At 68.6% G+C, this 20,190-nt stretch carries 17 protein-coding genes and 1 tRNA gene; 12 read left to right on the top strand and 6 right to left on the bottom strand.

Annotation, left to right across the window (positions count from 1 at the left end; all coding sequences use genetic code 11):
• A partial coding sequence (locus tag LH128_RS17860) for an outer membrane protein assembly factor BamB family protein (protein WP_008831073.1) occupies positions 1-591 on the bottom strand: 591 nt, incomplete at its 3' end.
• Between the two features lie 277 nt (positions 592-868).
• Between LH128_RS17860 and LH128_RS17855 the strand changes: the two genes are divergently transcribed.
• On the top strand, positions 869-1,168 hold the full coding sequence (locus tag LH128_RS17855) for a GIY-YIG nuclease family protein (protein ID WP_008831072.1): 300 nt from the start codon (positions 869-871) through the stop codon (positions 1,166-1,168).
• A gap of 216 nt (positions 1,169-1,384) precedes the next feature.
• Here LH128_RS17855 and LH128_RS17850 read toward each other — a convergent pair whose 3' ends face one another.
• Together LH128_RS17850 and pedF are read right to left on the bottom strand one after the other, a co-directional pair.
• Positions 1,385-2,248 (bottom strand): substrate-binding periplasmic protein, encoded by an 864-nt coding sequence (locus LH128_RS17850; RefSeq protein ID WP_008831071.1) that lies wholly within the window; start codon positions 2,246-2,248, stop codon positions 1,385-1,387.
• Positions 2,249-2,251: 3 nt separating this feature from the next.
• Positions 2,252-2,695 carry a cytochrome c-550 PedF gene (gene pedF / locus LH128_RS17845; RefSeq protein ID WP_008831070.1) on the bottom strand — a complete coding sequence of 148 codons (444 nt, stop codon included), beginning with the start codon at positions 2,693-2,695 and terminating at the stop codon, positions 2,252-2,254.
• Positions 2,696-2,850: 155 nt separating this feature from the next.
• On the opposite strand from pedF, the gene LH128_RS17840 reads away from it, so the two are divergent.
• The 4 genes from LH128_RS17840 to LH128_RS17825 all read left to right on the top strand — a co-directional run bounded on the left by LH128_RS17840 (position 2,851) and on the right by LH128_RS17825 (position 8,503).
• Positions 2,851-3,840, top strand: a complete 990-nt coding sequence (locus LH128_RS17840; RefSeq protein ID WP_008831069.1) for a PQQ-dependent catabolism-associated beta-propeller protein — start codon at positions 2,851-2,853, stop codon at positions 3,838-3,840.
• A gap of 231 nt (positions 3,841-4,071) precedes the next feature.
• On the top strand, positions 4,072-5,472 hold the full coding sequence (locus LH128_RS17835) for a hypothetical protein (RefSeq protein ID WP_008831068.1): 1,401 nt from the start codon (positions 4,072-4,074) through the stop codon (positions 5,470-5,472).
• A gap of 127 nt (positions 5,473-5,599) precedes the next feature.
• Positions 5,600-6,097 (top strand): cytochrome b, encoded by a 498-nt coding sequence (locus tag LH128_RS17830; RefSeq protein WP_008831067.1) that lies wholly within the window; start codon positions 5,600-5,602, stop codon positions 6,095-6,097.
• A gap of 141 nt (positions 6,098-6,238) precedes the next feature.
• Positions 6,239-8,503: a TonB-dependent receptor gene (locus tag LH128_RS17825; RefSeq protein WP_008831066.1), complete on the top strand. Its 2,265-nt coding sequence runs from the start codon at positions 6,239-6,241 to the stop codon at positions 8,501-8,503.
• Positions 8,504-8,677: 174 nt separating this feature from the next.
• On the opposite strand, the gene LH128_RS17820 is transcribed toward LH128_RS17825, so the two are convergent.
• Together LH128_RS17820 and LH128_RS17815 are read right to left on the bottom strand one after the other, a co-directional pair.
• Positions 8,678-9,616, bottom strand: coding sequence for a quinoprotein relay system zinc metallohydrolase 1 (locus LH128_RS17820; protein ID WP_008831065.1), 939 nt, complete (start codon positions 9,614-9,616; stop codon positions 8,678-8,680).
• Positions 9,613-10,401 carry a quinoprotein dehydrogenase-associated SoxYZ-like carrier gene (locus LH128_RS17815; protein ID WP_008831064.1) on the bottom strand — a complete coding sequence of 263 codons (789 nt, stop codon included), beginning with the start codon at positions 10,399-10,401 and terminating at the stop codon, positions 9,613-9,615. Before LH128_RS17815 ends, LH128_RS17820 begins: the two co-directional genes overlap by 4 nt.
• Positions 10,402-10,459: 58 nt before the next feature.
• Here LH128_RS17815 and LH128_RS17810 point away from each other — a divergent pair, with 58 nt between their 5' ends.
• The gene (locus LH128_RS17810) at positions 10,460-11,014 is read left to right on the top strand and encodes a rhodanese-like domain-containing protein (protein ID WP_008831063.1); all 555 of its coding nucleotides are present in this window, start codon (positions 10,460-10,462) and stop codon (positions 11,012-11,014) included.
• A 163-nt stretch (positions 11,015-11,177) separates the two neighbouring features.
• On the opposite strand, the gene LH128_RS17805 is transcribed toward LH128_RS17810, so the two are convergent.
• Entirely contained in the window at positions 11,178-11,588 is a 411-nt protein-coding gene (locus LH128_RS17805; protein ID WP_008831062.1) for a c-type cytochrome, read from the bottom strand.
• 175 nt (positions 11,589-11,763) lie between these two features.
• Between LH128_RS17805 and LH128_RS17800 the strand changes: the two genes are divergently transcribed.
• From LH128_RS17800 to LH128_RS17780, 6 genes are all read left to right on the top strand, one after another.
• Complete coding sequence (locus LH128_RS17800) at positions 11,764-13,053, top strand: DUF3422 family protein (protein ID WP_008831061.1); 1,290 nt, start codon at positions 11,764-11,766, stop codon at positions 13,051-13,053.
• Between the two features lie 104 nt (positions 13,054-13,157).
• Positions 13,158-13,244, top strand: a tRNA-Leu gene (locus LH128_RS17795).
• Positions 13,245-13,451: 207 nt separating this feature from the next.
• On the top strand, positions 13,452-14,630 hold the full coding sequence (locus LH128_RS17790; RefSeq protein WP_008831060.1) for a hypothetical protein: 1,179 nt from the start codon (positions 13,452-13,454) through the stop codon (positions 14,628-14,630).
• Between the two features lie 164 nt (positions 14,631-14,794).
• Positions 14,795-15,529 carry an ImuA family protein gene (locus LH128_RS33555; RefSeq protein ID WP_008831059.1) on the top strand — a complete coding sequence of 245 codons (735 nt, stop codon included), beginning with the start codon at positions 14,795-14,797 and terminating at the stop codon, positions 15,527-15,529.
• Positions 15,429-16,958, top strand: a complete 1,530-nt coding sequence (locus LH128_RS34640) for a Y-family DNA polymerase (protein WP_327195209.1) — start codon at positions 15,429-15,431, stop codon at positions 16,956-16,958. The genes LH128_RS33555 and LH128_RS34640 overlap by 101 nt, the downstream gene beginning before the upstream one ends.
• A complete protein-coding gene (locus LH128_RS17780) occupies positions 16,955-20,188 on the top strand; it encodes an error-prone DNA polymerase (protein WP_008831057.1) in 3,234 nt (1,077 codons plus the stop codon). Before LH128_RS34640 ends, LH128_RS17780 begins: the two co-directional genes overlap by 4 nt.
• Positions 20,189-20,190: the final 2 nt, after the last annotated feature.

Below are 20,190 nucleotides of genomic sequence, written 5' to 3'. Positions count from 1 at the left end.
GCCCGAGTTGCCGGTGATGACCTTGTCGCCGACGATCAGCGGCGCGGCGGTGGCCGAGTAGCCGGCCTGATAGTCGCCGGTCTTCTTGTTCCACACGACCTTGCCGGTGTTGCGGTTGAGCGCGACCAGATGCGCGTCGAGGGTTGCGAAGATGATCTTGTCGCCGTGGATCGCCGCACCGCGGTTCACCACGTCGCAGCACGGCATGATCGCATCGGGCAGGCGGGCGTTGTATTCCCACTTCTTCTCGCCGGTGCGCGCATCGAAGGCGAACAGGCGGGAGTACGATCCGGTGACGTAAATGGTGCCGTCATAGACCAGCGGCTGCGCCTCCTGCCCGCGCTGCTTCTCGCCGCCGAGCGAGGAGGCATAGACCGGGAGCAGCTTGGCGACGTTGCCGGTGTTGATCTGGTCGAGCGAGCTGAAGCGCTGCTGCCAGGGCCCCATGCCATACGTCAGCACGTCGCCGGGGGTGTCGGCGTCCTTGAGCAGATCGGCGCTGGTCGGGCCATCGGCGGCCGAGAGCGGTACTGCCGCGAGGCTGCTGGCTGCCGTCAGGGCTGCGAGTATATGTGTGAAACGCCGCTTCATCCTGTCCCTCCGTTTTTGGGTATTCGGCCGGGGGTGCGTGTCTCGGGAAAATGCCCCCGAACCCCGATCGTCGCCGTGCAGCCTAGGACTGTAGGAGGGCCGGCAAAATTGCACCTTGGGAGGAGGGTTTTGCTGCGTCCTAACGCGCATCCTCGCGGCCCCCTCCGCACATCCCCACACACATCGTCATTGCTTCGCTGCGCTCGCAATGACGAAAGGGGGAGTAGTGACGAGGTGTTAATTGGCGGGCGGAGCGTGACGACCACATGTTCCGGTCATGAAGCGTGATTTCCAGCCGGCGGTCTACATCATGGCGAGCGGGCCGAACGGAACGATCTACGTCGGCGTCACCTCCAACTTGCGCGTCCGGGCATGGCAGCATCGCGAGGGCGTCGTCGATGGCTTCACAAGCAGATATGGCTGCAAGGTGTTGGTATGGTTCGAACTGCACTCGACGATGGAGCATGCCATTCTGCGCGAGAAGCAGCTGAAAGCCGGGTCTCGCAGGAAGAAGCTGGCACTGATCGAAACGCTCAACCCGACGTGGTGCGACATGTTCGAGGAACTGGTGCTGTAGGATCGCGGTCCCGTCTATTGGCCCCCACCCTTCGTCATTGCGAGCGTAGCGAAGCAATCCAGGGCGGTTTGGGCGGCTCTGGATTGCTTCGCTACGCTCGCAATGGCGAAGGTCATGGGGCTGAAGGCCATGGGGATGACGATGGGATAGCAGCACGACAGGCTCCGGTTCGGGGGGCGCCGGTCGCAGTCGGCACCCCCGTCCCCCTCCGGAGCTTTACGCGGTCTGCGAGGCCAGCGCGGGTTTCCACTCGACGCCGTACCGCGCGAAGATCGCCTTCATGCGGCCGTCCTTCGCCATCGCGGCGAACTGTTCCTCGATGGCGAAGCCCAGGTTGCGGCTGTTTTCCTTCACCGCGATGCCGATGTCCCAGCCGGGCGAGAGCATCGCGGGCAGGAAGCCCTTGCGGCGAAGGATGCCCGCGTCGGGTGCGTCGTGCAGGGCGGCCTCGATCTGCGCGGTGCTGGCGACGGCGGCGTCCGCCTCGCCCTTGCCGACGGCCATGACCGCCTCGTAGCCGGTGGGGACGTGGACGACGTCCTTCGACAAGGCCCCGCCCGCATGGCCGAGCAAGTAGAAGTCGGGGATCGAGTCGAGTTCCGCCGCGATCCGTTTGCCCTTCCAGCGCACCGGCATCGCCTCGCAGTCCGCTGCCTCACCGCAGGCGGCGCCGAAGCTCTCGCGGTAGTAGGGGGCGAGGAAGGTGACGTTGTCCTCGCGCGCCATCAGCTGGCGGTCGAAGGGGACGTGCAGCATCACGTCGCAGGGCTGGAAGCCGAGCAGCCCGCCGCGCCAGATGACGTTGCGCAAGTCGTCGGACAGATCCTCGTCCGCCGTGAACAGCGCGATGTCGGCGCGCACGCCCAGCTTCTCGGCAAGGGCATGGGCGAGATCGACGTCGATGCCTAGGGGCTTGCCCTTCTCGTCCCACGACCATGGGCGGTTGTCGGTGTAGAGGCCGACGCGCAGCGCGCCCAGCGCCTTCACCTTCTCCAGCGGCGCGGCCCAGAGCGCGGCAGGCCGCAGGGACGCAAGCGCCCCCACGGCCCCGAGACCCTTGATGAGGGACCGGCGGTCCACCGCTTATTCGTCCGTGTGCTTGGATTCCAGCCAGGCGCGGATCGCCCAGCCGGCCTTCTGGCCCAGTACGTCACCGAAGGGCGGCATGTAGACCTTGCCGTCGTGCGCCGAGCCGTGGCGGAAACGCTCGACGAACCACTCGTCGCCCGACGAGCCCAGTTCGAGATAGCGCAAGTCTGGCGCGATGCCGCCGGAGATCGCTTCGAGGCCGTGGCAGCGCGCGCAGTTCTGGCCGTAGGCTGACTGGCCGATGGCGATCGCCTTCTCGTTCTTCGAGTAGGGGTTCTCGGTCTTCCACACGTCGTTGCCGCCTTCGATGTCGGGCAGGGCAGAGGTGTCCACCGGCTGCGGCACGACGTCGCCGTGCGCGTAGAGATTGGTGCCGATCGAAAGCGAGGTGATGGCGGCGGCGACGGTCAGGACCGCGCGGCCGATGCGAATGGTCATGGATCAGGTGTCCTCTGCGACTTCGGGTTGCGCTTGGCTTCTCTTCCCGAATGTTGCTTTCGGATAACCTTGGGTCCGGGCGGGTGACCAGTTGGCCAATGGTACAAGACCAAGGTGCCATTGCTGCGGATGCCGGAAGGCGTAGGTTTCGGCGTATGGAGAGAAGCCTGAAGACTTTCGCGCTGGCGCTTTGCGCCCTTTATGCCGCCCCGTCCCATGCGCAGGATGCCGATGGCGCCGTGACGCGCGCCTATGTCAGCAACGAGCGGTCCTCGACCGTCACCGTCATCGATCTGGCGAGCGGAAAGGCGGTGGCGCAGTGGCCGGTGGGCAAGCGTCCGCGCGGGATCACCATGACGCGCGATGGCAAGTACGTGCTCGTCTGTGCCAGCGCCGACAATGCGGTGGAAGTTCGCGACCCCGCCACCGGCGCGCTGGTGGCGACTTTGCCATCGGGCGCGGACCCGGAACAGTTCTTCGCCTCGCACGACGGAAAATTGCTCTACGCCGCCAACGAGGACGACGGCGCGGTGACCGCGATCGACCTCTCCGCGCGCAAGGTCGCCTGGCAGGTGACGGTGGGCAAGGAGCCCGAAGGCGTCGCGGAAAGCCCGGACGGCAAGTGGCTGCTGGTCACCAGCGAGGAGGACAATTCGGTCGCCTGGATCGACCTCGCCACCCACACCGTCGCCGGGGAGACGGAGACCGAGGCGCGGCCCCGCCATGTCGAGTTCACGCCCGATGGCAAGCACGTCTGGATCGCGGCGGAAGTGGGCGGGGTGGTGCAGGTCGCCGATGTCGCTTCGAAGGACGTCGTGAAGACCATCCGCTTCGCCCCGTCGGGTGCGCCGGACTACAAGGTCATGCCCTGCGGCATCCGCTTCACGGCGGATGGCAAGACGGCGGTGGTGGCGCTCGGCCGGGCGGACAGCATCGCGCTGGTGGACGTGGCGAGCGGGGAGGTGCGCGGCTACGTCAAGGTCGGCGCGCGGCCGTGGCACCTCGCGATCCTGCCCGGCGGGGGTAGCGCGCTGGTCGCCAATGGGGCGAGTGACGACCTCTCGCTGGTGGACCTCGCGGCGATGAAGGTCACCGCGACGATCCCGGCGGGCGAGGGGCCGTGGGGCGTGGCACTGGGGCGCTGAGGTAGCGCTGTGGTCCTTCGACAAGCTCAGGACGAGCGGGGTTTGGAATAGGCTTCCAATCCTCAATTCTATCCCATTTCCGCTCAGGCTGAGCTTGTCGAAGCCCCCTCGGTCAAACGCCATCCTCCCAAAGTACCACTGCCCAAAGTCCAATTTCGCGCCGCCCGCCCCGGCCGCATGGTCCGCCTCAGTCGCAGGAATAGACGACAACTTCCAACGGGGGACGGATCCATGATTTCGCGGATCATTTTACGCGGCGGTGCCGCGCTGGGCGTACTCGCCTTGGCTATAGCACCCGCCTACGCAGGCAGCAGCGAGGCGCTTCTGAAGCGCCTGCACGAAAAGGGCATTCTCAGCGACGAGGACTACACCGAGCTGCTCGCGCAGGAGCAGGCCGAAGCCTCCGCACCCGCTCCGGCCTCGGCACCCGCCGCAGCCGCGCCCGCCGGTGACCCCGGCCTTTACGTCAAGCGTACCGAGAGCGGCATCGGCCTCGAAGTCGGCCCGGCGACGATCAAGTTCTCGGGCTCGGTCAACGGCTTCTACGTCCACGACAACCCGGCGAGCGCATCGGCCACCACCGCCGTCACCGGCGGCGTCGCCAGCGTCGGCACGCGCAATTCCAGCGCGGTGCGCAACGGTCTGCTGCCGGGCTTCCTGAAGGTCGAGGTGAGCACGAAGCAGGAGGGCTGGGACATCGGCGCCTTCTTCGGCATGTATCCTGGCATCAACTCGGCCGCATGGGGGGCGCTGGGCGCCAACAACGGCGGCCAGCCGACCGCGCTGGCGACGGCGGGCATCGATTTCCGCCAGACCTACCTGACCTTCGGCAAGCCCACCGTCGGCACTTTCAAGATCGGCCGCGACATCGGCCTGTTCGGGTCGGAGGCGATCCTCAACGACATCACGCTGCTTTCATCCGGTACGCCGGGGGGCAACGTGGCGCCGGGCAACACGACGCTCGGCCGCATCGGCGTGGGCTATATCTACACCGACTTCCAGCCGCAGATCACCTATACCTCGCCCAGCTTCGGCGGCGTGCAGGCATCGGTGGGCGTGTTCCAGCCGCTGTCCTCGCTGACCGGCCCGGCGCAGGAGAACTCGCAGCCCGGCTTCCAGGGCAAGATCACCTATGACGCGACGCTCGGCGGCATCGGCCTTCGCGCCTGGGCAGGCGGCGTGACGCAGCGCCACAACGAGATCACCGGCCAGAGCTACACCGGGCAGGGCCTCGACTTCGGTGGCAAGCTGACGGCGGGGCCGATCACGGCGGTGGGTTACTACTACACCGCCAAGGGCCTCGGCACGACGGTACTGGGGCTGCACGACACCGACGGCTTCGGCAACGCCCGCAAGAGCGACGGCTTCTACCTTCAGGCGCTCGCCAGCTTCGGCAAGTTTGCGGTGGGCGGCAGCTATGGCGAGAGTTCGCTGCATTATGCGAACGCGGCCGATGCTCTGGCCAGTCCGAACCTCGTCGACACCAATTCGAGCTGGGTCGGGCAAGTCCGCTACAGCCTGACCAGCTGGGTCACGCTGATCGGCGAGTACACCCATTCGAAGGCCAAGGCGCATTCCGGCAACGAGGCGTCGAGCGACGCCCTCGCGCTGGGCGGCATCCTGTTCTTCTGATCCTTGCGTCGTCCCGGCATGCACCGGGGCGACGCGCCACCATCACCGGAGTCGCAGCCATGATGGAATATCGTAAGTTACCTCCGGAACGCCCGGCCGAAGCGGGGCCGCACGGGAGGTCAGACCCATGAACACCATGAAGTACAACGCCGGCGCGCGCACGCTGCACTGGATCATCGCATTGCTCATCATCGGCAACCTCGCCAGCGGGCTGCTGCACTTCGCGATACCCGTCCACAAGGCGATCGGGCTGACGGTGCTGGTGCTCTCGCTGGCGCGGCTCGGCTGGCGCATGGCGTGGAAGGCGCCGCCGTACCCGGCCTCGATGAGCCGCGCCGAAGTCGGCCTCGCCCATGCGGTGCACGGGGTGCTCTACCTGTTCATGATCGCGATGCCGCTGTCGGGCTGGATCATCGCGTCGGCGGGCAAGTACCCGCTGTCGTGGTTCGGGGTGTTCCAGTGGCCCAAGCTCTCGGTCGTCAAGGGCAGCGCGATCTACGGCGCGGGGCACGAGTTCCACGAGATCGGCGGCTGGGTGCTGCTGGTGCTGGTGCTCGGCCACATCGCGGCGGCGCTGCGCCATCATTTCATGCTGAAGGACGGCGTGCTGCGCCGGATGTTGTAACGGTGCAGACCCTTCCTTCGTCATTGCGAGCATAGCGAAGCAATCCAGGGCGGTCTGCTCGGCCCTGGATTGCTTCGCTGCGCTCGCAATGACGAGGTGGGGGTGCCAAACGGGGAGGGCGCCGCAAAGGCGCCACGAGGGATGCGAAAGACAAGTCTTATCATCGCCGGGCTGATGGCCTCGGCCTCGCCGGTTCTGGCCGAGGAAGCGCCCATCGTCGTCACCGCACCGGGCGGCGCCATCGACCTCGACGAAGCGCGCGAGATCGACCCGCAGGCGCTCGACATCGCGGGCAAGCGCGATCTGGCCCGCGCGCTGGAACGCACCGTACCGGGCCTGACGCTGGCTGAATCGACCGGCAACCCGTGGCAGGCAGCGATCACCTGGCGCGGGTTCTCCGCCTCGGCGCTGCAGGGCGCGGAGCAGGGCATGGCGGTCTACCTCGACGGGGTGCGCTTCAACCAGCCGTTCGGCGACGTGGTGCTGCTCGACGTGGTTCCCGAAATGGCGCTGGCGAACGCGCAGCTCAACGATGCCAACCCGGTGCTGGGCCGCAATGCGCTGGCGGGCTCGCTGCTGCTGACCACGCATGATGGCGTGAGCCTGTCGGGTCTGCGCCTGCAGGCGGACGTGGACACGCTCGGCAGTGTGGGCGGCAGCGCCTCGCTGGGGCTGGGCGACAAGGCCGACAACCTCCTGATCGTCGCCGAGGCGCGGCATGACGACGGCTGGCGCGTCGCCTCACCCTCGACGCTGAAGCGCGTGTTCGCCAAGGGCGTCCACGATGCCGGGGCATGGGGGATCGAGGTGCAGGGCCTCGCCGCCGACACCGATCTCACCGGCAACGGCGTCGCCCCGGTCGAACTGCTCGCCGCCAAGTGGAACGCGGTATTCACCACGCCCGACGTCACCCACACCCGCTTCGCGCGGCTGGTCGCCGCACCGTGGATCGCGGCAGGCGAGACCGGGCGCATCGAACTGCGCACCCATTGGCAGACCCTCACCCGCAAGAGCGCCAACGGCGACCTCGCCGACTTCGGCGCCTGCGAGGACGATGCGGGCTACCTCTGCCTCGGCGACGACGACGAGTTCGAGGAACCCTTGCTGGCGAACGGCGCCCGCGTGGTGAACGACCCGGCGGTGGACGACTACGCCGTGTTCAACCGCGGCCGCGAGCGCACCCGCAGCGGCGGTGCCATGCTGCAATGGCTCGACGAGCGCGAGACCGAGAACGGCACCCGCCGCTTTGCCGTAGGCGCTTCGTGGGAGCGCGCGCGCACCCGCTTCACCGCCACCACCGAACTGGGCGAACTGGAGGAGGACCGCTCGGTCGAGGGCCTCGGCCTGCTGCTGACCTCGGAGGAGGGCGGCATCACCCCGGTCGACGTCGTCACCCGCATGAGCGACCTGGCGCTTTTCGCCAGCGCCGAAGTGCCGCTGACCCCCGCGCTGACGGTCGAGGCCGGGGCGCGCTGGTCGCGCAACACGGTTAGACTGGACGACCGGCTGGGCGACGCGCTCGACGGCAGCCACCGGTTCAGCCGCCTCAACCCCTCGATCGAGTTCGATTATGCGCTGGGGGCGGATGTGCATGCGACGGCGGGCTTCGCGCTCACCAGCCGCAATCCGACGCCGGCGGAGCTGTCCTGCGCCGATCCGGAATCGCCCTGCACGCTGGCGAACTTCTTCATCGCCGATCCGCCGCTGAAGGCGATGACCGCGCGCAACTGGCATGCCGGGCTGTCGGGCGGCGCCAATGCTTTTGGGGCAGCGCTGACATGGCGGGTGAACGGCTGGCGGTCGGACACGAGGAACGACATCCGCATGATCGCCTCGGAAGTGCGCGGGCGGGCCTATTTCGCCAACCTCGGCGAATCGCGGCGGCAGGGGATCGAGGCCTCGGCCGACTGGCGACAGGGCGGCTGGCGGTTGTCGGGAAGCTATGCCTTTACGGATGCGAAGTTCTGGCAGGATTTCGCGGTTTCGAGCCCCTCCAACCCCGAGGCGGACGAGGACGGTCTGGTCGAAGTCCAGCGCGGCGATCGCCTGCCGGGCGTGCCGCGCCATTCGGTGAACCTCTACGCTGGGCGGGCCGGGAAAGGCTGGGAACTGGGCTTCGCGATGAGGGCGCGCTCGGGACAGGTGCTGGTGGGCGATGAGGGCAACGACAATGCGAAGACCCCGGCCTACGCGGTGTTCGACATGATGGGCCGGGTGGAAGTCGCGCCGGGGATCGAGCTGGCGGCGGAACTGCGCAACATGTTCGACCGGCACTACGTCACGATGGGCACGTTCTCCGAGATCGACGAGATCGAACTGGCCGAGGCGCCCGGTGCGGACAATCCGCGCGCTTATGCTCCGGGGGCGCCGCGCAGGCTGACGGTGTCGGTTCGGGCGCGGTTTTGAGGGCGGCTTTGGCCCACCCCGTCCGGCTAGGCAGCAAGCTGCCAAGCCTCCCGGCCCTCCCGCACGCGGGAGGGCTGACGCGCTTCACCCCCTCCCGCTTGCGGGAGGGGGTGAAGCGAGACTTGGGCCGCAGGCCCTAGTCGCAGCGGGGTGGGCCGGAGCCCGAGACTGAGCCTACAACCTCGGCAGCAACCGCGCTTCAAGCCCCGGATAGAGATGCGAGACGCTGCGCTGCAATTCGTAGCGCGCCGCCTTCAGCCCGGCGAACCGCGCGGGGATCGGCAGTTCCCCCGCCTCGGTCATGTCGAACCCGTCGGCCACTGCCTGCGTTAGCGTGGCCTCCAGCCAGTCGAGCCAGTCGCGCGTCTGCACAATCGCACCACCATCGCGGTCCAGCGGCCCGTGCCCCGGCAGCAGCAGCCCATGCTGCACCGCCGTCAGCCGATCGAGCGCCGCGCGCCACTTCGCCAGATCCGCATGCGGGGTCGAAGGCGCGCGGTCGTGGAACACGAGGTCGCCCGCCAGCAGCGTGCCCGTCGCCTCGTCGAGCAGCACCAGATCGCCCGCCGAATGCCCCTGCATCGCGAAAAGCCGAAACCTGCGCCCGCCGAACAGGGCCTCCCCCTCCGCCACGTCGCCGAGCGGCAGGACGACATGGGTGCCCTTCATCCAGTCCGACAGCAGGCGATACATGGCATCGGAGAACCCCTCGCCGTCGCGCTCCAGATCGGCGCGGGTGGCGGGCAGGGCGTGGACGATGGTGGGATCGAAGGCCGCCGCCCCCAGCGCATGATCGGGATGCAGGTGGCTGACGTAGACCCGCCCCACCGCCTTCCCCGTCACCGCCTGCGCCAGCGCGCCGAGCGCCTTGCCATGCTCCAGCGAGACGCCCGGATCGAACAGCACCGCGCCCGCATCGGTGGCGATGATGGCGCTGTTGGCGATCATCCCGCCGTTGTCGAACAGGATCGGCGCATCGGCGCCGCGCACCATCCACACGCCCTCGGCGACGGGCTCGGCCTTGGGGGCATAGGCCCCGGCGAACGTCTCTGCGCGGGCGGCGACGGGCAGCGCCAGCGCAGCGCCGATCAGGCTGCGGCGGGTGAGGTTCACCTGGCTGCCAGCGCCGCGCTGCGCGGGGTGACCACGCCGTCGAACTCCAGCCCCGAACTGTCGCGCGCGGCGACCGTGAGCGGCCCCTTCGTATCGTCGACGATGAAGGTGAAGGCGGGGTCTTCGGCCACCGCTCCGAAGACCTGGAGGTCGGCGAGCGGGGTTCCGGCCGAGGAGGTCACGGTCACCCGCTCGATGTTGTAGGCGGCGATGTTCTCGACGAGGCCGGTGTCCATCGGGTGCCGTAACGTCACCCTGAGGCGCGTTTGAGTGCCGCTGAGTACCCATGCAGCACCGTGCATTTCGCCGAGGTGGTCGGCCCAGTCGCCCTTGACCCGGCTGACCGGCGGGGCCGAGCAGCCGCCGCCCGCCGCATCGATCCAGTTCCCCGAGACGTGCCACACCCCGTCCGTCGTGAGCACTGCCGCGCGCACCGGGGTGCGCTGGTCGAGCTTGATGCGCGTCGCCAGAAACGGCGCGGCGGCGCGGGGGGCATAGTCCACCGCGACAGGAATCGGGTTGAGGTCGGCGAAGATCAGGATGCGCTTCACCTGTGGCAAGGCGCGCGCATCGACGGTGACGGGAAAGACGCGCTGGTTCTCGGCGATCTCGGGGATTTCGACCTTCACGGCAGGGTCGAAGCGCACCGTGGCGCCGCCGAACAGACGCTCGGCGTGATACTCCCACATCGGCGATTTCAGCGGGTCGGCAGGCAGCGCGAAGGCGGCCGGGACCGGCGCGGCGAGGATGGCGATGAGGGCCAGCAGGATCTTCTTGCGGATCATACCAAGGGCCAATGTAGGCCGGGCCTCGGCCGCGTCATATTGGACCTTGGGAGGAGCCATGAAACGCATCGGACGAAGGCTGGCGATAGGGCTGATTCTGGCGGCCGTTTGCGTCCCGGTCGCGCGCGCTGCCGACGATTTCGACGTCGATGGCTACCGCACCGCCCGCTACCGCGCGCCGGTGGACCGGCTGCCCGCGCCCGCCCGCCGGATCGCGTTGGAGGACGCGCTCGGGCTGGACGAAGCGCTGTTCATCGACGTGCTTCCGGTCGAGTCCGGCCACCGTGACCCCGCGACCGGCCAGTGGCGCCTCAGCCAGCCGCACGAGACAGTGCCCGGCGCGCTCTGGCATCCGGAGACGGGGCGCAGTCCGGTCGATCCGGTGCTCTGGCGCGGGCTGGAGCAGGCGGTCGCCGAGGCGCGCCGGGGGAGTCCGCGCCTGCCGGTCGTGCTGTTCTGCCGCACCGATTGCTGGATGGGCTGGAACGCCGCGCGGCGTCTGGCGAAAGGCGGCGTGCGTCACGTCTACTGGCTCGCCGAGGGGATCGAGGGCTGGCACGCCGCAGGCCGCGCACTGGTACGGGCGGAGCCGGTGGTGGTGGCTCCGAGCTGATCGTCACCCACCATCGTCATTGCGAGCGTAGCGAAGCAATCCAGGGTGGTTCAGCGCGGCCCTGAATTGCTTCGCTACGCTCGCAATGACGGACAAGGGATAAGAAAACCCGCCCGCCGCTGGGTCGCGGCGGACGGGCCTCCTTGAGAGTCGGTCGTGAAACTCAGCGCTGCTTCTTGAGGTAGTCGATGATTTCCTTGCGCTTCGCCGCGTCTTTGAGGCCGGGGAAGCTCATGCGGTTGCCGGGAACCAGCGCGCGCGGATTCTCCAGCCACTTGTCGAGCGTGGCGTCGTCGAGCGTCAGGCCCGACTTCTTCACCGCGTCCGAGAAAGCGAATTTCCCCTGGCCCATCTTATGGCCATAAGTCCCGAACAGGTTCGGGCCGAGCTTGTCGGGCGCGCCCTTGGCAACGTTGTGGCATACCGCGCAGCGTGCGAACGAGACCGGCGGCGCGGCCGGAGCGGCGGGGGCGGCCTCTGCGGTCGATGTCAGCGCGGCCTGTCCGCCGAAGCAGGCCACCAGCGCCAGCGCTCCCGCAGCGGCGAGGCCCATGCGCTTCTGCCTGATGTTCATGTCATGTCTCCCGTTATGCCTGTCCTGTGGCCTGTCGCTTTCGCACGGGGCATGGCGGGTCGATATTGGACTTTGGACCGGGCCGATATTCGACCAAGCGGCATCGTACCAAGGGTCACTTGTCCGCCTCCGCCCCGCAGGCGCAGTCTGGCGCCGGGCAAAAGGGGGAGCGGACTTGCTGAACGAGCACAAACTGCGCCGCATGGTAGTGAGCGAGATGCACTTGCGACGCTGGCCTCTGGTCCGCGCGCCGGCCTCGATCGTGCAGTTCGTGCGTGTGCTCGATGCCGCCGACCGCGAGGAGGAACTGGCGGCGATGCGCGCGCTGCCTTCGGCCGGGCCGATAGAGCCGTGCAGTCGGCCTCGCCATCTTTCCGGGACCCTCGCGCCGGGGCTCGCCTTCACATGGGAGCGGCACAGCGAGGCGAGCACGACGACGCTGTTCGTGACCGGCGGCGCGGCGATTCGGCCCGCTCTCAGCGATGCGCTGGCATGGGCGGGGAGCCTGCCGGGCAAGGTCATCCGGGCCTCGCGCGTGCAGCTGGTCGAGGATGAGGCGGCGGCGCTGGCGCTGCTGCCCGAACTCGGCTTCGCGGCGGACGACCTCGTCACCTGCTACATCGGCGATGCGCCCGGAGAACGGCAGGCGCGGATCTGGTCGGACTTCCGGCTGCGCGAGGACGGCTTCGGGGTGATTCTCGCGGCGGCGTGCGGGATGGCGCCCATTGGCGGGGGCGGTGCGCTCTCGCGCACGGTGCAGCGGCTGCAGGAGTTGGGCAACTACCGCAACCTCGCGCTGCTCGGCCTGCCTGTTGCGCGTGAGGGCTGGCGCGCGCTCGACCGGATCGAGGCGATGCTGGGCGAAACCAACCGCGCCGTCGCCCGCCCCGAAGTCACCGACGATGATCTGCTGGAGGACGTGACCCGCCTCTCGATGGAACTGGTGGCGCAGGCCAGCGCCTCCGATTTCCGCATGAGCGCGACCGCCGCCTACGCCACCATCGTCGAGGAGCGGCTGGCCGAACTCAACATCGCCGCGATCCCGGGGCAAGTCTCGCTGGCGGACTTCACCCAGCGCCGCTTTCTGCCCGCCGTGCGGACCTGCGCCGCGCATCGCCGCCGGGCCGAGCAGCTGTCGCAGCGCACGTCGCAGGCACTGGCGCTGCTGAGGGTGCGAATCGAGACGCGAATCGAGAACCAGAACGGCCTGCTCCTCGCCTCGATGGAGCGTAGCGCCTCGCGCCAGTTGCGCCTGCAACAGCTGGTGGAGGGGCTCTCGGTCGTCGCGGTGAGCTACTACGCGCTCGGCCTGATCGCCAAGGTACTGGAAGGCGTGGAGGAACTGGGCCTGAGGATTCACGCCCATGTAGGCACCGCGCTGCTGGCGCCGCTGGTGCTTGCGGGGGTGTGGCTGGCCATCCACCGAATGAAGCGGCGCATTCTCGGTCCGGAGGAAGGAAAATGACGCTGGATGAAAATAATCTGCAAGACTCACTTGCCGGGTCCGGATTCGTGCGCTAGTGGCGCGCTCCTGCCCCGGAGCGGATGCAAATCCAGCTCCAAGATTTAGCGGTCGTGGCGGAATTGGTAGACGCGCAACGTTGAGGTCGTTGTGGGCGAAAGCCCGTGGAAGTTCGAGTCTTCTCGACCGCACCAGGCAGTATTCGAACAGCACTGATCAGGGCCCTCGGGCTCCCCTCGCAAGAGGGGGATCAGCTGTTCGTATCCTTTTTCGACCAGAAGCATCTGCCTGCGGCGACCGGGATTATCCCCGACGCTGGCCATCGCCGCGTTCGGACGGACATGGGCAAATCTGCACGAATGTTCCAGAGTCGCTCCACATCACTGCTGTAACGAGGCGCAATGCCCTCCCGGAACGTCCATTCCCGTATCCACGTGCTTGCCATCGGCGGCGCGCATCAGTTCGGCCATATCGTGCCGGTCGCCTGTGAGCTTGCCCGCCGTCATCCGGGGCAGGTACGCCTGTTCGTTTCCGCCGAGGCCGAAGTGGCGGCGGCCATGGCCTATGCAGGGCAGGGCGCGGCGCCCGAGATCGTCGTCATGCGCCTGCCCGCCGTCACTGCGCTGCTGCCGGCCTCGATGCACAAGTTCGTGCGGCTTACGCTCTGGGCGAAGCGGCTGCGCGATGCGGCGGTGATCCTCTGCGCCGAGCGGACCTCCACCATGCTCAAGCGCCTGCCGGGGGATTGCCCGCCGATCCTTCACATCCCCCACGGAGCGGGCGACCGCGCGGTCGGTTTCGAGCCGCGCTTCCGCCTGTTCGATCACGTCATGCTGGCGGGCCGCAAGGACCGCGATCGCCTCGTCGAAGCGGGCTTCGTGAGAGCGCAGGACTGCACCGTCACCGGCCCGGTCAAGCTGGCCGCCGTGCTCGATAATGCGCAGGCCCGGCCACCGCTGTTCGACAACGCGCGGCCGACGATCCTCTACAACCCGCACTTCTCGAAGAAGCTCTCCTCGATCGAGGCGTTCGGGCGGGGGCTGATCGCGGCAGTGGCGGCGGACGGGCGCTACAACCTCGTCGTCGCGCCGCACGTGCGGCTGGCGAAGCGATGGTCGGCGGCGAAGCGGCGCGCGTGGGAGGCGCTGGCGATCCCGGGGCAGGTCACCGTCGATCTCGGCTCGCCGCGCTGCAACGACATGACCTATACGCTGGGCGCGGACCTCTACGTGGGCGACGTCAGCAGCCAGGTCTACGAATTCCTCGTCCGCCCGCGCCCGTGCCTGTTCGTCGATGCCAAGGGCGTCGACTGGCAGGACAGCGAGGACTACGCGATGTGGCACTTCGGCGAGGTGATCGCCCCCGACGCCGACCCCGTTGCCGCGATCGAGCGCGCCTTCGCGGCGCACGGGGACTACGTCCAGCAGCAGCGCGAGCGCATGACCTACACCATCGACGGCATCGCGTGGCTGGCTGACGGCACGCCGACTTTCGGCACGCGTTGCCCGGTGCGCGAGGCGGCAGACACGGTGGAACGGTTCGCGGGGCTGAGAATGAAGGCAATCGCGGCAATCGCTTGACCCCCAATTAGCGCGATTATCCACCTATCCTCGTCATCCCCACCTTCGCGGGGATGACGGGATGTGCTTACGGCCTTTCCGGCGGGGATCGAACGGCGGTGTGGACCTGCCTCCAGAATGGGAACATAAGAAGAACATAATTCCCGATTCGTAAGGCCCGTCCCATGTCCCGCCCTCAGGCCCCCGCCTGTATCGAAGATCCGCCCCCGGGCACGCTCCCACGCCTCGCCCGGGCGCAGCTGCACGAGGTCCATGCAGAGGCCGAGGACTGGGCCTCGGCGCTGGCTTTCGCCTTCGGCATGGTGGACGCAGAGAAGGCGCGCCCCGTCCTCCTGCTACGCCCCCGCCGCAAGGGCGCGGGCCTCGTGCCGTGCGGTGAGGGGCTGCGCGCGCTCGGCGTGGACCCGGCGCGGCTGGTGATCGTCGATGCCCGTAATGATGCTGCCCTGCTGCGCGCGGGGCTGGACGCGGCGCGCAGCAGCGGTCCGGCGGCGGTACTGATGGAAAGCTGGGGGGCGATGCGCGAATACGACCTCGTCGCCAGTCGCCGCCTGATCCTTGCGGCGGAAGGCTCGCGCATCCCGGTGGTGATCCTGCGCGGCGATGCCGAGCCCCGCTCCAGCGCCGCACATACCCGCTGGACGGTTTCCAGCGCCCCCTCGACCCCGCTGGAGATGCGCGCGCCGGGGGCCGCGACGCTGCTCGTCGAACTCGTACGCAGACGCGGCGGCCCGGCGGGGCAGCGCTGGCGGCTGGAATGGAATGAAGACCATGGTGGTTTCCGCGAACTCCCCCTCGATACCCGGCCCAGCACCGAAGAGCGCGGGCCGCCGCTACCTGGCACTGTGGTTCCCCTTTCTGCCGTGCGAGCGCGCGCGCCGCTCCGGCGTACTGCCTGACACAGACGCCCCGCAGGCCCTCGTCGCGCGCGATGGACAGGCGCTGCGCCTCGCTGCCGTGGACGTGACCGCGATGCGGCAGGGCCTGTCTTCCGGCATGACCCTCGCCGATGCGCGGGCGCGCAGCCCGGACCTTGCCATCGCGCCGCACGATCCCATCGCCGACGCGCGGGTGCTGGAGCAGCTGGCGGGGGCGATGATCGCCTTCACCCCGCTCGTCGCGCTCGATGCCCCCGATGGTCTGCTGCTCGACGTCACCGGCTGCGCGCACCTGTTCGGCGGGGAGGAGGCGCTGGTGCGCCGCGTGGTGAAGGAGGTCGGTCCGACTACCCGCCACGCCCTCGCGCCCCATTCCGCCGCCGCCCGCGCGCTTGTGCGTTTCGGTGGAGGGGCTGACGTGCGCACCCTCCCGGTCGCCGCGTTGGAACTGGACGAGGGCGCGCTCTCCGGCCTGCGCCGTGCGGGCCTCGAGACGCTGGGCGACCTTGCCGCGCGGCCGATGGCGGGGCTGGCGGCGCGCTTCGGGGAGCTTGCGGTCAGCCGCCTGCGCGCCATTCTGGGAGAGACCGGCAGCCCGGTCATCCCCGTCCGCCTGACCGAGCCGATCCGGCTGGAGACGCGCTTTCCCGAACCGCTGGGCCGCACCGACGATGCGCTGGAGGTGGTCGAGGACATGCTCGCGCAGGCCGGGCGCACGATGGAGCAGCGCCAGCTGGGCGGGCGGCGCTGGGCGGTCACGCTCCACCGCAGCGACAACCAGCGGCGGCGGCTGGTGGTGGAGACGGGCCTTGCGGTGCGCGATCCCGCCGCCGTCATGCGCCTGCTGCGCGAGCGGATCGACACGCTTTCCGACCCGCTCGACCCCGGCTTCGGCTTCGATGCGATCACCCTGGCGGTGCTCCACGCCGATCACTTGCCCTCGCGCCAGATCCTGCTTGAGAGCGGCAAGGAAGAAAACGCCGATAATGTTTCGGCGCTGGTGGACCAGCTCAGCGTGCGGCTGGGCGAGGACAGCGTGCGCCGCCTGATCCCGCGTGACCGCCACTTGCCCGAGAAGGCGCAGGCGCTGGTTCCTGCGCTGCGCCTGCGCGGTGCCGCATGGCCGGAGCCCGAAGACATGCCGCCCCGCCCGCTGCTGCTGCTCGACCCGCCGCAACCGGTCGAGGTGATCGCCGGTGTCCCCGACAGCCCGCCCCAGCGCTTCCGCTGGAAGGGCCGCCTCCACGACGTCACGCTGGCCGAGGGACCGGAGCGGATCGGCGCGGAATGGTGGCTGAAACGCGGCGGCCACATGCCGGGAGGTGCGGGGGAAACGCGCGACTACTACCGCATCGAGGACGGCGCGGGCCGCCGCTACTGGATCTTCCGCCACGGCCTGTTCAGCGAGAAACCCGACCCGCGCTGGTATCTCCACGGCCTGTTCCCGTGAACTTCGCCGAACTGGTCACCGCAACCAACTTCAGCTTCCTGCGCGGCGCCTCGCCGGGGGAGGAGATGGTCGCGCGCGCGCTGGCGATGGGCATGGCCGGCATCGGCATCGCCGACCGCAATACGGTGGCGGGCGTGGTCCGCGCCCATCGCGCATGGAAGGAGATGGGCCGGGCGAAAAGCGGGCTGCGCCTGCTGGTCGGCGCGCGGCTGGTCTTCGCCGACGGCACGCCCGACGTCGTCGCCTACCCGATGACCCGCCACGGCTGGGGCCGCCTGACGCGCCTGCTCACCGTGGGCAACCGCAAGGCGAAGAAGGGCGAGTGCGAGCTGCATCTGAGCGACCTTGCCGAGCACGCGCAGGATCTGGCGCTGATCGTGATGCCGGGAGATGGGGACGCGGACGAAGCGCTGCTCGCCACCCTGCGCGGTTTGACGCCGAAGCTATGGCTCGCCGCCACGATGCCGCGCGCGGGCCGCGATGCGCGAGTGTTGGCGCAGCGCATGGCGTTGGCCGCCCGCGCGGGCGTGCCGCTGATCGCCACCAACGACGTGCTCTACGCGACGCCGGAGGACCGCCCGATGCAGGACGTCCTCACCTGCATCCGCGAGGGACTGACCGTCCAGACCGCCGGCCGCCGCCTCGCCGCCAATGCCGAGCGGCACCTCAAGCCTCCTGCCGAGATGGCCCGCCTCTTCCGCGCCTGCCCCGAGGCGCTGACGGCGACGCAGGACCTCATGGCCTGCGTGAAATTCACCCTCGACGATCTCAAGTACGAATACCCCCACGAACCTGTCCCCGAAGGCTGGGAGCCGCAGCCGTGGCTGGAACATCTCGTCATGGAGGGTTCGCGCAAGTGGTTCCCCGATGGCCTGCCGCCCAAGTACCAGGAGACGCTGGACGAGGAATTCGGTCTGATCCGCGAACAGAAGATCGCGTACTACTTCCTCACCGTCCACGACATCGTGCAGTACGCGCGCGGTCTGGAGAAACCGATCCTGTGTCAGGGACGCGGCAGCGCGGCCAACTCGCTGGTCTGCTATTTCCTCGGCGTGACCCCGATCGACCCGGTGCAGGAAAAGCTGCTGTTCACGCGCTTCCTTTCCACCGAGCGCGACGAGCCGCCCGACATCGACGTCGATTTCGAGCATTCCCGCCGCGAGGAAGTGATGCAGTACATCTACCGTCGCTACGGCCGCGAGCGCGCCGGGATCGCCGCGACCACGATCTGCTACCGCCAGCGCAGCGCCATCCGCGAAGTCGGCAAGGTGCTGGGCATGAGCGAGGACGTCACCGCGCGGCTTTCGGGCACCGTCTGGGGCAGTTGGGGCGGCGACGAACTTCCCGAAACGCGGCTGACCGAGGCGGGCTTCGACCCCGGTAATCCGCAGGTGGAGCGCTTGCGCGACATGGTCGGGCGGCTGCTCAACTATCCGCGCCACCTGTCGCAGCACGTCGGCGGCTTCGTGCTGAGCGAAGGGCGGCTCGACGAACTGGTGCCGATCCACAATGCGGCGATGGAGGACCGCACGTTTATCGAGTGGGACAAGAACGATCTGGAATCGCTCGGCCTGATGAAAGTCGACATTCTGGCGCTCGGCATGCTGACGGCGATCCGCAAGAGCTTCGACCTCCTGCGCGATCACGGTTTGCGCGATCTGGAACTGGCCACCGTCCCGCAGGGCGACAAGCCGACCTACGACATGCTGTGCACCGGCGACAGCATCGGCACCTTTCAGGTCGAGAGCCGCGCGCAGATCGCGATGTTGCCGCGCATGAAGCCGCGCATCCTCTACGATCTCGTCATTCAGGTCGCCATCGTGCGGCCGGGGCCGATTCAGGGCGGCATGGTCCATCCCTATCTGCGGCGGCGCACGGGGGAGGAGGAGGTGGTCTTTCCGGGGCCACCGGGAGAGATGGAGGATCTGCTCCACAAGACCATGGGCGTACCGCTGTTTCAGGAACAGGCGATGCGCCTTGCGATCGTCGCGGCGAAGTTCACGCCTGCAGAGGCCGACCGCCTGCGCCGCTCGATGGCCACGTTCCGACGCAACGGTACGATCCACCAGCATCAGGAGAAGTTCGTCAACGGTATGGTTCGGCGCGGCTACCCGCAGGATTTCGCGGAAGGCTGCTTCAAGCAGATCGAGGGTTTCGGCGAATACGGCTTTCCCGAAAGCCATGCGCAGGCGTTCGGGCTGCTGGCCTATGTCTCGTCATGGCTGAAGTGCCACTATCCGGCGGTGTTCACCTGCGCGTTGCTCAACAGCCAGCCGATGGGTTTCTATGCGCCCGCGCAGCTGGTCGCCGATGCGCGCCAGCACGGGGTGGAGGTGCGGCCCATCGACATCGCCGCAAGCTGCTGGGACAACACGCTGGAAGGCGAACGTATCCTGCGCCTTGGCCTCAGGCAGATCGGCGGGTTCAAGGAGAACTGGGCCGAGGCGCTGGAGAAGGCCCGCAAGGTTGCCCCCATCGCCAGCCTCGAAGATGCCGCGCGCCGGGCGAACCTGCCTTCGCGCGCCTTGCGGCTGCTGGCGGATGCCGATGCGCTTGGCTCGCTGGGGCAGAGTCGGCGGCAGGCAGGGTGGGAGGCGCGGCGGGTTCCGGCGGTGCAGCTGCCGCTGTTCGCCGCGCTCGATGCACCCGAACTGGCGAAGGAACCCGACGCCGCGCTCCCGGCGATGGCGCCGTCCGAGGAAGTCGTGGCCGACTACCAGACCCAGCGGCTATCGCTGAAGGGCCACCCGATGCAGTTCCTGCGCGCGCATTTCGAAGGGCAGGGCGCGCTGACCTGCGCCGGGGTCAATGCCGCGAAGGACGGCCGGAAGGTGCGCGTCGCGGGGGTGGTGCTCATCCGCCAGCGGCCGGGCAAGGGCAACGCGATCTTCATCACGATCGAGGACGAGACCGGCGTGGTCAACGCGCTGCTGTGGGCGCGCGAGTTCGAGAAGCAGCGCCGCGCGGTGATGGCCGCGCGGCTGATGGTGATCGACGGTGAAGTGCAGCACAGCAAGGAAGGCGTCGTCCACCTGATGGTCACCTGCGTGACCGACGCCAGCGAGGCGCTGTCCCGCCTCTCGGCTCCGCCCGCGCTCAAGCCCGAGCCGATGCCGGGCGACGCGGTGCGCCATCCGGTCTACGATCCGAACCGCCCGACTTCGGGGCATGCGACACGCGGCCACCCGCGCAACGTGCGCATCCTGCCGCGCTCGCGCGACTTCCACTGACG

It is taken from the genome of Sphingomonas sp. LH128 (genome assembly GCF_000293195.2).
Taxonomy (GTDB): Bacteria; Pseudomonadota; Alphaproteobacteria; order Sphingomonadales; family Sphingomonadaceae; genus Novosphingobium; species Novosphingobium resinovorum_A.
Note: the sequence above shows the minus strand (reverse complement) of the source record. Positions and strands in the feature narration are given on the sequence as shown.